The following is a 14,190-nucleotide window of genomic DNA, read 5'->3' as shown; positions in this document are numbered from 1 at the left end:
TTTATGTTCATTTTATTGTTCTTGCCAATAATCAACATCCGGTGTATTTAATGGCTCTTTGCCTTTCTCCCATTTAGGAAATATAAAGTCTTTGGGAATAGAATATTGAGAAACTAAAAACTCTCTTGTTTTTGTATTTAGCTTTGCAGCTCTAAAACGCATAATCTCAGTTTTGTTTTTGGGACTTTGAAACCATACCCGACCAAAACTACTATTAACGTTATCTGATTTTACCTTATCCATCCCAACAACCAATAAAGTCTGATTACCGTATTGCTTTTGAAAAGCCAATAATTTTTTATCTAAATTATTAGGCAATACAATTTTTGCCTGATACCAATCTTGCTGATCATGCGATATCCATTGTAAAAAAAGCTCAACTGGAAGTTTTTTATTTAAATTAATATCTTGAAATTTATAATCACCATACCAAGGAATGTATTGTAAATCACCTGTTGAATACACCAAGCTTCCTTCTTTAGTATAACCTGTAATTGCCATTCCTATATTCTGCTTATCAATTTCTTCAGTACTAAATCCAATATCATAATTATACTCTTTTTCACCAGTCTCCCAAATTTTATATGGAATACCATGAAAATACTGATATACATTTGTCTCTGAATTAATGAATTCTTTTGATTTATAAAGTTCATCCATAATTTTCTGCTGCTCCTTGCTTCCTTCATTATAAACTCCTTTATTTTTAGCCTTAAATCTAATAATTTCAGTTATTATAGACCCGGATTTCATCCAGATTGTAACATTACCTCCGGGTGCAGTACCAGCAACCAAAGTGGAATATTCTTCATTTTGACCAGTATAAGGATCCTTGGTTCCTTTATTGAACAATAGCAACATTTTTTTTCTTGGCAGTCTAAACCCTCCTTTATACAGAAGATGATCAACACCACATTTCCAACGTACAAAAACACTATCTGGTACTGGTTTAAAAACATCCCCTCCAGTAAAACCACCACTTGTGATTCCCCACCCATTTCCTGCACCAGTGGAAGCTCCTGCAACACTTTTTCCCTGATACAAAAACTCTACAAAAGGAGCAGAGGGGTAAAATTTTGGTGCGGAAATTCCAGCATTCCATCTAAATTTTTCTTCTTCTCGTGCTTTATCTTTGGGAGACTGACAGCTTATAAATAAACCTAACAGTAAAATAAAATTAACGATTCTCATAAATTTTTCTTTATTGCTCTTGCCAATAATCAACATCTGGTGTATTTAATGGCTCTTTGCCTTTCTCCCATTTAGGAAATATAAAATCTTTTGGTAATATATATTCCGGGGATAGTTGCTTTTCTATTTTGTAATCATATCTTCCAAGTTTAAAGACCATAATTTTTTTTTCTACATTTTTACCATTTAATGATAATGTACCAAATACAGCATCTTTATGTTCATCTTTTTCAATACGTATAAGTAATCTTTTAAAAATTCCTGATTTTAAAAGATTTTCTAAATTTTGGGGCAAAATTATTTTACCACTATACCATTGTCTGTTTTTATAGTTTTTTTCATAAGTGTACCAGCTAATATCTAATTGAACAGGAGATTTATGCTTTTTTTCTACAATATTTTTTGTTCTTATTTCTTTTTCGCCCCAAGGAACAAATGAATCAGATTTGTCTAATGAAAACCAAGAGCCATCTTTTGCATTAAATGTCAAATGATAACCATAAGATTCTTCTCTACTGCTAAACCCAATATCATAGTTATACTCTTTTTCACCAGTTTCCCAAATTTTATATGGCACGCCATGAAAACTTATATACTTTAAAATATCTTTGGCTTCATATCCTTTCGAAGACCAAAGAGAAACGGAATGAGCATCATATCGTCCATCTTGGCTTATTTTTTTAGCTTTGAATTTTACAATTTCTGTATTTATCCCACTTGCCTGCATCCAAATTGTCACATTACCACCAGGTGCCATACCTGCAACCAAAACTGCATAATCTTCCTTTCTTCCACTAAATGGGTCTATAATCCCTTTGCTGAATAATTCAAGCATCTTCTTTCTAGGCAATTTAAAACCTCCTTCGTAATTTATTAAATCAAAACCACAACGCCATTTTACAAAAACACTATCGGGAACTGGTTTAAATTTAGCTCCTCCTGTATAGCCTCCACTTGTTATTCCCCAACCTTGAGCTGACGCAATGCTAGCAGAAGCACCACCAATCCCTTTCCCTTTATATAAATATTCTACAAATGGAGCTCCATAAGTATAATTCTTTGGTGCAGAAATACCAGCATTCCAATTAAACTTATCCTGGTCTTTTGCTTTATCTTTGGGGGATTGGCAACTTGCCAATAAACCAAGTAGTAAAAAAATAAAACTAACGATTCTCATAAATTTTTCTTTTATAACTGATATTTCCATTTTCATCTTTTGAATATGCTACAGGATGGTTTATAAAACCGTAGTTTCCTAATAAATAATGATCCCCGGTTTTAGAATAAAGGGCATCCAGACCACCATAATGAGCCGATAAATGTACATACTTATTGCAAATATGACTATACATTTCGACAGGAAGATTATAAACCTCATTAGCTTGTTTTTTGCTTATATCAATCATTTTTGCTAAATAGTCTTTTAGCACAGTGTCATTTTCTGGGATTTCATGTTCAAAACTATTAGGTATATCATTAGGACTCAATTCATAATTTTCATAAAATGGAACGCCATTATCAATTGCTTTCTGAAGCATTACATACATAGGCACTAAACTGTATTTATTTGAAATTACCCGCTCATCGGTTATCATATAATGGTCTGATATTTTTCTTTCGCTAAGCATGTGTTTTTTGGTCGGATCGTACATCCATTCTTTTGGAGATACGTAATCTCCAGGTCTTTGTACCTCATTGCTTTCTATTACAGGAAACCCATCATCAAACAATGGCTCTGCTGTTACCTCCTGATAGTGATCGTAGGTATTAACGATATTAATTTCTGCTTTATCTTTAGAAAAATAACGGCTTGTATAAAATTCCTTTACTTTTTGTTTTTCTGCTAAGATCGTAGTATTATCAACAGGAACATCAAAATAATCGACCACTGTTTTATATTTATCAAGACTTGCATAGCCGCCTCCAATATCAGAATGAGCTCCCAGCATGTACAACGTATAACCTGCATCTGTAGGAGTGAGTGCAAAATTTTCTCTCCACTCGTTTTGAGCCACAATATGAAATACTTTTTTTATGCCCAAACCTGTCAGACTTGTTTTTATCGTTTGTAACATCGCTTGCCCTATACTAGTCACGATTCCGATTCCCGGAATAACCGAAAGTTTGTATCCTAAATTGTCCCTGACCACCATATCACCCACTACAGTATCAAAAACACCTAAAAACCGAATCTCTATTTCGTATGTTTTACCTGCCGGCACGAATCCGTTGTCTTTTAAGTGCTGCCCAAGCAATCCTCCTGCATGTCTTCTTAATATGATTTTTCCCGAAGGCATTGGATACTTATCATAAGGGTCATTGACCATTTCATTTTCATACACTTCCTTTTTCTTCACTTCATTACAAAAATGCCTGGCTGCTGCTGCGCCCCGGCTAAAACCAAAAACATCAAAAACTATTTTATTAATTTTTTTGGTTTTAGGGATAGCACTAAATTGTAATTTAATCAATTTTTCAATACCTTCTTCTACACGTCCGATTATGCCCCAGTCATGCCGCCCAAACGCTGAACCCAAAATATCATCTTCTTCATCTTTTTTGGTACCTATCCCTTCTACATATTGTTTTAGAATTACATAATCTCCATATTCTGGATGACCTCCATTTTCAGATGTTTTATCTCTTTCAAAATTCTTTTTTTCTTTATACAAATCAAAAAGTTTTGCAATATTAGAATACGGATTCCAGTAGCTGTCTCTATCTAACACTTTTACTTTAACATTAACTTCTTTATTATTTTTATCCTTAACGGTTTTTACAAATTTAAAACTGGAAGGAATCGTGTCTGCTTTATAAAACTTATCATTAGAATCGACTTTAGAATAATATGTTTTTTCAGAATTATACCGGTTGTTTCCTGTCCCATCAAAAAACATCCCTATATAAACATTTACAGAGTCGTCACTTTCGACGTAATTTGTCGTTAATTTTTCTGGCTTTACATCTAATTTAACACCGTCCTGATCTGCAAATGTTTTTATTTTTTTTGCATTTGTAATAATGCTTCCATTAGAATAAAAAGTGATTTTCCCATCGGAAGTAATTTGTGTTTTACCACTTACATTTCTCTCCTTCATACTAATAGAAATTACTAGGTTCTGAACTATTATGAATGATCTGTTTTTGTGAATGTTTTGTAAATTCTTCCACTGAAGAAATAACAACATCTTTATCACCATTAAATATGAGTTCCTTGACTGTATGAGATTCTAAATTACCTTCTACTCTTTCTATAAAATTACCCGCAATTGTGCTGTTTTTATTTCCCGTAACGACTTCTGTCTTTATGCCTCCAATTGTTTCAATGGCATCTACACCCACAGTTTCGGTTTTGTTAACACCTACCGAAGTTGATAAATTATTAGAAACATTAATATCCATATCAGTACAATTAAAAGAAATTCTATTTGGTGCATTAACATTGATGTTGCCTTTTCCATCCATTTGATAAGTATTTCCACTAGGATCTTCTATTAAAATGCTGCCTTCTGCATCATTAAAAACCATTTTAGTACCTGAACGGGTATGAATTACTTTTTGATCATTACCACCCGAACTATAACCGGAACTTTCTATGCCGTTGTAATGTGTTCCTAAAACATACGGATTCTGTGCATTGCTCCCTTCAAAACCTACTAAAACCTCTTCACCAATTTCCGGAATAAAGTAAAATCCTTTTCCTGAACCTGAATGTGGCTGTATCATACGAAGCCATTCACTTGAATTGTTTCCGCCTGCCCAGTTGAACTGTACTTTTACACGTCCTAATCCTTCCGGATCTTTTTTTGGTTTACGATGCTGAAAACCTGTCCAAGTCCTAACGGAAAATAAGAGGTTCCGCTGTAATACACACTATTGGCGTCGCTACCTGCAGTTTGCAGTTTGACCATTTCTTCGATTTCTTCACTGCTTTGGGCATTGGTCGTGTAAGCTCCATTATTCAAATCGTTTTGGGTAACGGTTCCCTGGTTATGACCTACAACAGCAGAGAAGCTGTCTTTACTTCCTGAGGATGTTCTTGCTGAGGAATTACGAATATTGGCAGCTCCATTGTAATCATACCCTCCTAAAGAAATTTTATGGGAAGCCATATTGGTCTGGATTTTAAAACCATGCAGCGAAGATCCGTTGATGAGTTTTATTTTACTGGTTTTGGTTTGTCCGAACTGCATTCGCATTCCGTCAAAATAAAACCATTGCCCGTAACGTCTGGCCAATCGTTTTAAGAAATCAAAATTGGTTTCATTATATTGAGCCATATATTTGAACTCCTGAAGATAGGTAGATTTTATAGCATCTCTTTCGTAAAACTCTCCAGGACCTTCTGCTAAAATATCCAATACGATATTATCCATCCCTCTTTGCTGGTAGGTTCTTGATTTTTTCATGTCATCCAGAACGATAGTATGGCTAATACCTTTTACATGCAATCCTTCGGCGCTGCCATGAAGATCTATAGAAGATAATTCTGTAATGATTCCTTTGCTCATCAACCGGATTCCGGTAAGGCTTTTGAAGGTAAAGATAACTTCATCTCCAAGATATGTTCGCAAAGCCTTTGCCTGATCTGCCGGATTTATAATCGCTTTGCCTGTATATTGCCATACAAAAGAAAAATGATGGTGATCTGCCATCTTTTGGGACAGTTCTAAATTATGATAAACTACATTTTGGGTAAAGCTCCCTATGCTGATATGTACCTGTTCTGAAAAATGTCCCATAAGTTATTTGGTGATATATTAAGTAAGAATTTATTTCCAAAAACAACCCTTAAAGTTAATTATCCAAATATATTTCCTTATAATTTATACGGTTTTTTTTACATATTAAAGCTACAGCTATAAAGCCTAATTTATACTGCAAAAAAAAAACGCTGTAAAACAAAAATCTTACAGCGTTGACAGTTCTATGAATTCAAACTTTATATTAGTATGCTCAATAATTTTCTATAATCATTTATATTTCAAAGTTTTTTTATTTGGCAGCTTCAATTTTTGCTTTTACCTCCGCTTCACTTCCTTCAAAAACTTCAGTAGTTGTTTTGCCATTTTCTGTTTTTGTTAAAGTTCCTGTGGTAACTCCGTTTACGGTAGCCAAATTAACTTCAACACGTTTTTTATCATATTTACTGGTATCAAAACAATCTGTTTTTTGATGAACGTATTTTCCGTTTGCATCAAAATGAGCCAGGCATTTTGCTGTTTCTTCTTCAGAGCAGCCTTTTTCTTTACACATTTTAATACATTCTGCTTTGGTCATGCCAGACATATCTCCACATTTAGACACTCCACCTGCATGCATTTCCATTTTACAGCAGGAACCTTTTGCGGCAATATCTGACGAAGCATGTCCGTCACCTAAAATTGGTGCAATCACCAATCCTATCAGACAAGTCAGTTTAATTAAAATATTCATTGAAGGCCCAGAAGTGTCTTTAAACGGATCTCCAACAGTATCTCCGGTTACTGCTGCTTTATGAGCATCAGAACCTTTATAAGTCATTTCGCCGTTGATCATTACTCCGGCTTCAAAAGATTTTTTCGCATTATCCCAGGCACCTCCTGCGTTGTTCTGAAAAACAGCCCAAAGTACTCCTGAAACGGTAACTCCGGCCATATACCCTCCTAACATTTCAGCAATTAACTGATTATTGTCTATATAAACCAATTTTCCTAAAAGTACAATAGCAATTGGAAAACCAATTGTTAAAATCCCTGGAAGCATCATTTCGCGTAAAGCGGCTTTTGTAGAAATTTCAACACATTTTCCATATTCCGGTTTTCCGGTTCCTTCCATAATACCCGGAATTTCCTTAAACTGGCGACGCACTTCGTACACCATATCCATCGCTGCTTTTCCAACAGAGTTCATCGCTAATGCCGAGAAAACAACCGGAATCATTCCTCCGACAAATAACATCGCTAAAACCGGCGCTTTGAAAATATTGATTCCGTCAATTCCCGTAAAAGTAACATATGCTGCAAATAAGGCTAATGAAGTCAAAGCCGCAGAAGCAATCGCAAATCCTTTTCCTGTTGCAGCAGTTGTGTTTCCTACTGAATCTAAAATATCTGTTCTGGTGCGAACTTCTTTTGGCAATTCGCTCATTTCTGCAATTCCTCCCGCATTGTCTGAAATTGGTCCGAAAGCATCAATTGCCAATTGCATGGCTGTTGTTGCCATCATTGCAGATGCCGCTAAAGCAACTCCGTAAAATCCAGCCAAAGCATACGAAATCCAGATCGCCGCAGCAAACAAAATTACGGTTGGAAAAGTAGAAATCATTCCTGTTGCCAAACCTGCAATTACATTAGTTCCGGCTCCGGTAGATGATTTCTGAACAATCGCTAATACTGGTTTTGTCCCTAATCCTGTATAATATTCTGTTACGGATGAAATTGCTCCACCAACCACTAATCCGACTAAAGTAGCGTAGAAAACACGCAATGATGAAATATCTTTTGATCCTTCTCCAAAGAAAGTCATCTGCATTGTTTCAGGAAGCATGTGTTTTACTAAAAAGAAACAAGCTACTGCAGTTAAAACAATAGAAATCCAGTTTCCTATATTTAACGCTTTTTGAACTTGCGCTTCTTTAGCATTATCATCTGAAATTTTGACTAATGTCGTTCCAATAATGGAGAACAAAATTCCGAAACCGGCAATCGCCATCGGAAGTAAAATTGGACCAATTCCGCCAAAAGCATCATTGATACTTCCACCCATATCTTTTATCACATAATTCCCCAAAACCATTGCTGCCAAAACAGTCGCCACATAAGATCCAAACAAATCGGCTCCCATACCGGCAACATCTCCAACATTATCACCAACATTGTCTGCAATTGTTGCCGGATTACGAGGATCATCTTCCGGAATTCCTGCTTCAACTTTACCAACTAAATCAGCCCCAACATCGGCTGCTTTTGTGTAGATTCCGCCTCCAACTCTGGCAAATAATGCAATTGATTCTGCACCAAGTGAAAATCCTGCTAAGGTTTCAAGAACTACGGTCATTGTTTCGGTGTCTTTCCAGACTCCGCCAGAAAAAAGATTAAAGAATATTATGAAAAAGGTGGTTAAGCCTAAAACTGCCAAACCTGCAACTCCAAGTCCCATTACGGTTCCGCCTCCAAAAGAAACTTTCAACGCCTGTGGTAAACTTGTTCTGGCTGCCTGAGTGGTTCTAACGTTTGTTTTGGTTGCGATTTTCATCCCGATGTTACCTGCATAAGCTGAAAATAATGCTCCAAAAATAAATGCAACTACGATTAATAAATGTGTTTTTACACCTGGAATAAAAGTAATTCCTGCCAAAGCTAAGCTTGCAATAATTACGAAGATGGTCAATAGTTTATATTCGGCTTTTAAGAAGGCTAAGGCTCCTTCGTAAATGTGATCTGAGATTTCTTTCATCTTACCATCGCCGGCATCTTGTTTTAAAACCCAACTCCTTTTTATTCCCATGAAAAGTAATCCTAAAACTGCCATTGCAATAGGCAGGTAAATCATAAATGCATTCATATTTTATTGGTTTTGGTTAATAGTCAACAAACTAACTCTAACGAATTTAAAAAAAAAAGCAATACTCTTAACGAAGTATTGCTTTTTTTACAAAATATGATGCCTTAAATTATTTAATACTAAATAATCCTTCCGGTTTATTTTCAATTTGATTAAAACGCTCTGTACATTCTTTAATAATAGCGAATGCTTCGTTTACGTCTCCCCATCCTTCTACATCTACTTTTTTGTTTTCAAGGTCTTTGTAAACCTGGAAGAAATGCTCGATTTCTTTCAATAAGTGTCCGTTAATATCAGAAAGGTCGTTTAATGAATTCCAGATTGGATCAGAAACCGGCACACAGATAATTTTTTCATCCGGACCTTTATCATCTGCCATGTGGAAAACTCCAATTGGCTTAACTTCTATCACACATCCAGGGAAAGTTGGTTCGTTGATCAAAACCAATACATCAAGAGGGTCACCGTCAAGAGCTAAAGTTTCAGGAATAAATCCGTAATCTGCAGGGTACATCATCGAAGAGAATAACATTCTGTCGAAACGCATTCTTTTGATTTCAAAATCGTACTCATATTTATTTCTGCTTCCTCTTGGTATTTCGATTAATACATCGAAAGTTGTTAGTTTGTCTGCGGTCATTTTTACTTTTTATTATTTCTATAATTTCGATTGCAAAAGTAACCCAAAGAATCCTTTTTTACAATGAAAAAAATACATTAATCTATATACTTTATTCATTAATTAATATACTTTCCTTTTATATAACAGATAGTTAATATGTAATCTTGCGATTTCGCTTATTTAAGTAATAATGCCAAAGCAAATAAGTCGCATAAGACCTGTACGGGCTCCACTGTTCAGTGTGGATTTCCATCTCCTCTTTGTCATGAATATTCAATAATTCTTTGATCGTATTTATGACTGCAATATCACCAAGCGGAATCAAATCCGGCTCCTGAAGACAAAACATTAAATAGATATCGATTGTCCAGTTTCCTATGCCTTTTAATTTAATGAGTTCTTCCCGAACTTCTTTTGCCGATTTTGACGCGAGGCTTTCGATAGCTAATTTTTTATCCAAAACTGCTTCTGAAAGAATCTTGATATATTTTGTTTTTTGACGGCTTACCCCAAGCATTCTAAACTCTTCGTCTGCCAAAACCGACATTGTTTCGGGATTGCAAATTGTATAATTTTTAATTTTTAAGAAGGTTGCTTTCGCCGAATCTATAGAAACCTGTTGTTCGAGAATTAATAAAACTAAAGTTTCAAAACCCTGAGGTCTTTTAGGAATTGTTGGCAATCCATATTTCTCTATGATTTGCTGAAATATTGGATTTTTAGTTAATAAATAATCAATAGCTTCTTGCATAACGTGATTTTTTTAGCCCCGATAGTAGAGGAAATCCTTTTATTTTTTCTTTAAAAAATAAAAGATTACTTCACTTAAATCTTATTTTAATCGGAATTCAGTCAACTTCATTTGAAACGGATAGCGGGATTAGCTTCTAAAATTAAATAAAAAAAGAATCTCGCAAAGGCGCAGAGACGCAAAGAATTTAAAAACTTAGCGACTTGGCGTCTTTGCGAGATTATTAAAAGTTTGAACTTTACTTAATCTTATTAAAATCTTTAAAAATAGAATCCAAAAGATCCTTTTACTGCAAATTTAGCAGCATCCGGCATATTCAAATAATTACCTCTCCATGAAAAATCAATTCTGAAAACTTTAAAGATATTTCCAATTCCGGCATTATATTCCCAATATACTTTTTCCGGAGCATTATAAGGTAATCCTGACGCGTTTAAAGCACGATTTTCATCAGAAATTGTTCCATGAACGGCTCTGACACCTATAAACTCTCTCCAGTTCAGTTTTCTCATAAATGGAATACGGGCAAACAATCTTCCTCCAAAATCATGATTCCATTGCAATGTTGTGTACTGATCCGTTACAAATTCATAGAAATTCAGGTTGCTAAATGTATTTTCGATTGTAAAATACGTTTGGTTCCCCGGAATTACACTCATTAATCCTAACGGAATGGCACCAAAAGTTTTTCCAGTTTCAAGGGTAATATTTGTTCTTCCTAATGGTCCTATAATAATGGGCTGTCTATAAAATAACTGTACTTTTTCATAAGCAAAATCACTATTCATAACTCCTTTAAGTCCATAACTGAAATTCACAAAGAAATGACTGAAAGGACTATCAACAAGATCACGCTCTACCCCATAACCAATGGTTTTACGATTTGGCATAAATTCGAACTGGATATTGGCCTCAGTTTGTGTCACTTTATTTTCAATCACACCAGACGGATCTGAAGCAGACGGCAGAACCTTATAATAGTCCAGACTAAATGTCTGAGATGCCGATTCTAACGTTCTATACGAAAAACCTGCTGAAACAATAAAGTTTTTCTTAGCCTCCATTTCAACAGAAACGTTACTCAAATTAATATTGGTTAGTTTTCCGTTGCTTCCTGTTGTAAACAAAGCCGAAGAAGCAAAACTTCTTCCTAAAACATCATTTGTAGTGGTTAAACTCGCGCCTATTTGTTCAATATCGCGCCTGTTTCCGCCAGAAATAATTACCCGGTTTTTCTTATCAACCATCCATTTTCCTGAAACACCATATTTGAACTTATTATCATCAAAACCATAGGCAGTGTAGGCTTGTATACGCCAAGGATCATTTGGTCCAAAATAGGTTCTTCCTCCAACTCTTAATCGTAAACCTTCGACTTCATTATAACCAAAGGTTGAAAAGATAGGTCCGTAATCAAAGTTTTTAAATTCGACATAACCACTTCCTAAAATCGAAACTAAACTATAAAGCTGTTTAAATTTCTTGACTGTCTGTAAAGTATCGAGCATTTTATAAATACCCTGCTCATCCTTGTTTAGCTTTTCAAAACGATTTTCTTCCCAAAATTCATCCGGTCGTTGATAAACAGCGTTGTCTATAAAATTGACTTCTTCTTTATAAAATTTTTCCGGTTTTTGAATGTTGAATTTATGATTGCGATACAAAGTCGTTCGTTTTCCATAAACTCCTTTTGATTTTTCCTTTTTGTTTAAAGCAAAATCAGACATCATATAGTCACGGGTTAAGAGAAAAACAGAGTCGTTCTCAACTTCAAATTCCTGTTCAATGTAGATATCTTTTACCCAGTTAATATTGGCACTTTTGGTAACACCCATATTAATTTTCTTGATAGCAAAAGTGGTATCGTTTACCCAGAAATCTCCCTTAAACGTTAATTCGTTTTTACGTCTTGGATAAAAAACAATATTATAACACCATTTTTTATCTATAAAAGCACTGTCTTTCAGTACGTAATTATAAACATCTATTCCCGTTTTCGAAAGTGGGCTTGTAAAACTCTTATCGAAAAATTTAAGATGATTGTCGTAAATATTATAGTCAGAATAAAGATCTTTTACAAAAGACAAAATCTGCTGATTCCCATTGAATCCGGACATTTTGTTTCCTGTAATATTTTCCTTAACTTTTTTTAATTTATTATCCCCGTAAACATCATAAACAGATTCGTTGATGAAAATTGGTAAATAGGTTTTTCCGGTAACATCAGAAGTATCCACATGCTTGAAAACGAACTCCATTCCTTTAAAAAGTTTATTTTTCATAAAAGCACTATCAATAGTGTTCATGTCAAATTCGACTTTTTCGTACTTCTGCATTTGATATTGATTGAATTGGTAGAGACCGTTTTTACGTTTCCTTTCCCATATTTTTCTCAAAATATCCAATGCCGGATTATTCTTTTTTGATGTTTTCCCTGTAAAAATTACAACTTCACTAAGTGCTTCGGGCTCGTTTAAAACAATCTTAAAATCATAGTTTACAGCTTTTTCTAAAGGAATTTCTTTATCTGAAAATCCTGCCGAAGTAACCAGTAAAGCAGTATAAGTATTTGGCGATTCTAAATAAAAACGACCATCTTCATTTGAAACGATACCCGTATTTGAGCCCTTAAAAACAACATTTGCAAACGGAATAGGCTGATTGGATTTGTCCATAACAATTCCACTCACTTTAGTTTGCGCTAAAACATTATTTGCAAAAGCAAATACAAAAAACAGACTAAGGAAAATTATTCTTTTCATATTACGGCAAAAAAAAACTTCATCAATGAACTATGACTGATGAAGTTTTTATGAATTTTGTATGTATTATTATTTGTACATTACTTTTTTCACTGCTTTTACTACATCAGCTGCATTTGGCAGCCAGTCTTTTAGTAAAACAGGAGAATAAGGTGCTGGTGTATCAGCTGTTGTAATACGCTGAATTGGCGCATCAAGAAAGTCAAAAGCCTGTTCTTGTACAATATAGGTGATTTCAGATGAAATGCTGGCAAATGGCCAGGCTTCTTCTAAGATAACCAAACGATTTGTTTTTTTAACTGATTTTAAGATCGCTTCATTGTCCATTGGACGAACGGTTCTTAAATCGATGATCTCACAAGAGATTCCTTCTTTGGCTAATTCATCAGCAGCAATAAAAGCTTCTTTGATAATTTTTCCAAAAGAAACAATCGTAACATCTTTTCCTTCACGTTTAACATCGGCAACTCCTAACGGAATTGTATATTCTCCGTCCGGCACTTCTCCTTTATCACCATACATTTGCTCAGATTCCATGAAGATTACAGGATCATTATCACGGATAGCTGATTTCAAAAGTCCTTTAGCATCGTAAGGTGTCGAAGGAACTACAACTTTAAGTCCCGGAGTGTTAGCAAACCAGTTTTCTAAAGCCTGAGAGTGAGTTGCTCCTAATTGACCTGCAGAAGCAGTTGGTCCACGAAAAACGATAGGCACATTAAATTGTCCACCTGTCATTTGACGCATTTTAGCAGCATTATTTATAATTTGATCAATACCAACTAAACAGAAGTTGAAAGTCATATATTCTACAATTGGTCGGTTACCATTCATTGCAGAACCTACTGCAATTCCTGTAAAACCAAGTTCAGCAATTGGAGTATCAATTACTCTTTTTTCGCCAAATTCAGCAAGCATCCCTTTTGAAGCTTTGTATGCTCCGTTATATTCTGCAACTTCTTCGCCCATTAAATATATGGATTCATCGTGACGCATTTCTTCGCTCATCGCTTCGCAAATGGCCTCTCTAAATTGTATTGTTCTCATAGTTGTATATTATGTTCTTTTTTTCTGATGAGCAAAAATAAATATTTTAAATAACTTAAAAGCATAAATTAAGTCTAAAAAAAAGGAAGATTCTGCATTAATTATAGTTTACTGCTGTTTTCAACCTAAAAAGTACCTTTTCCTTAATTACGAAATCGATTTCTTTATAAAGATTATTCAAATAATTATTTTTTTCAGACAAACTTATTATAATTTGTTGGATTCTTCAATGCTAAAAGTTTCTTTTAAGTAGTGCAATCAAAAGAAGCAGG

The 14,190-nt window shown here is 34.7% G+C and carries 9 protein-coding genes and 1 pseudogene; all 10 read right to left on the bottom strand.

The window, feature by feature from the left end:
* Positions 1-12: 12 nt before the first annotated feature.
* Positions 13-1,191 carry a DUF2931 family protein gene (locus JE46_RS05675; RefSeq protein WP_083480859.1) on the bottom strand — a complete coding sequence of 393 codons (1,179 nt, stop codon included), beginning with the start codon at positions 1,189-1,191 and terminating at the stop codon, positions 13-15.
* A 10-nt stretch (positions 1,192-1,201) separates the two neighbouring features.
* Positions 1,202-2,398: a DUF2931 family protein gene (locus JE46_RS05670; protein ID WP_167343419.1), complete on the bottom strand. Its 1,197-nt coding sequence runs from the start codon at positions 2,396-2,398 to the stop codon at positions 1,202-1,204.
* Positions 2,355-4,289, bottom strand: coding sequence for a phospholipase effector Tle1 domain-containing protein (locus tag JE46_RS05665; RefSeq protein ID WP_031454289.1), 1,935 nt, complete (start codon positions 4,287-4,289; stop codon positions 2,355-2,357). Before JE46_RS05665 ends, JE46_RS05670 begins: the two co-directional genes overlap by 44 nt.
* A 1-nt stretch (position 4,290) precedes the next feature.
* Positions 4,291-4,935, bottom strand: a pseudogene (locus JE46_RS24785) (phage baseplate assembly protein V); the annotation flags it as partial.
* Between the two features lie 41 nt (positions 4,936-4,976).
* Positions 4,977-5,933 (bottom strand): contractile injection system protein, VgrG/Pvc8 family, encoded by a 957-nt coding sequence (locus tag JE46_RS24665; RefSeq protein WP_317041401.1) that lies wholly within the window; start codon positions 5,931-5,933, stop codon positions 4,977-4,979.
* 253 nt (positions 5,934-6,186) lie between these two features.
* A complete protein-coding gene (locus tag JE46_RS05655; protein ID WP_031454288.1) occupies positions 6,187-8,736 on the bottom strand; it encodes a sodium-translocating pyrophosphatase in 2,550 nt (849 codons plus the stop codon).
* Positions 8,737-8,845: 109 nt separating this feature from the next.
* On the bottom strand, positions 8,846-9,376 hold the full coding sequence (locus JE46_RS05650) for an inorganic diphosphatase (RefSeq protein ID WP_031454287.1): 531 nt from the start codon (positions 9,374-9,376) through the stop codon (positions 8,846-8,848).
* A 133-nt stretch (positions 9,377-9,509) separates the two neighbouring features.
* Complete coding sequence (locus tag JE46_RS05645) at positions 9,510-10,109, bottom strand: DNA-3-methyladenine glycosylase family protein (protein WP_031454286.1); 600 nt, start codon at positions 10,107-10,109, stop codon at positions 9,510-9,512.
* 260 nt (positions 10,110-10,369) lie between these two features.
* On the bottom strand, positions 10,370-12,871 hold the full coding sequence (locus JE46_RS05640; protein WP_031454285.1) for a DUF5686 family protein: 2,502 nt from the start codon (positions 12,869-12,871) through the stop codon (positions 10,370-10,372).
* A 69-nt stretch (positions 12,872-12,940) separates the two neighbouring features.
* Positions 12,941-13,918 carry a pyruvate dehydrogenase complex E1 component subunit beta gene (locus JE46_RS05635; protein ID WP_031454284.1) on the bottom strand — a complete coding sequence of 326 codons (978 nt, stop codon included), beginning with the start codon at positions 13,916-13,918 and terminating at the stop codon, positions 12,941-12,943.
* Positions 13,919-14,190: the final 272 nt, after the last annotated feature.

The organism is Flavobacterium chungangense LMG 26729 (assembly GCF_000735715.2).
Classification (GTDB): Bacteria; Bacteroidota; Bacteroidia; order Flavobacteriales; family Flavobacteriaceae; genus Flavobacterium; species Flavobacterium chungangense.
This window is presented reverse-complemented; position numbering and strand designations above follow the sequence as displayed.

What these genes read in the sequence shown, in the direction of transcription:
- JE46_RS05675 (WP_083480859.1), bottom strand. Translation starts at nt 1,191, where the DNA reads ATGAGAATCGTTAATTTTATTTTACTGTTAGGTTTATTTATAAGCTGT.
- JE46_RS05670 (WP_167343419.1), bottom strand. Translation starts at nt 2,398, where the DNA reads ATGGAAATATCAGTTATAAAAGAAAAATTTATGAGAATCGTTAGTTTT.
- JE46_RS05665 (WP_031454289.1), bottom strand. Translation starts at nt 4,289, where the DNA reads ATGAAGGAGAGAAATGTAAGTGGTAAAACACAAATTACTTCCGATGGG.
- JE46_RS24665 (WP_317041401.1), bottom strand. Translation starts at nt 5,933, where the DNA reads ATGGGACATTTTTCAGAACAGGTACATATCAGCATAGGGAGCTTTACC.
- JE46_RS05655 (WP_031454288.1), bottom strand. Translation starts at nt 8,736, where the DNA reads ATGAATGCATTTATGATTTACCTGCCTATTGCAATGGCAGTTTTAGGA.
- JE46_RS05650 (WP_031454287.1), bottom strand. Translation starts at nt 9,376, where the DNA reads ATGACCGCAGACAAACTAACAACTTTCGATGTATTAATCGAAATACCA.
- JE46_RS05645 (WP_031454286.1), bottom strand. Translation starts at nt 10,109, where the DNA reads ATGCAAGAAGCTATTGATTATTTATTAACTAAAAATCCAATATTTCAG.
- JE46_RS05640 (WP_031454285.1), bottom strand. Translation starts at nt 12,871, where the DNA reads ATGAAAAGAATAATTTTCCTTAGTCTGTTTTTTGTATTTGCTTTTGCA.
- JE46_RS05635 (WP_031454284.1), bottom strand. Translation starts at nt 13,918, where the DNA reads ATGAGAACAATACAATTTAGAGAGGCCATTTGCGAAGCGATGAGCGAA.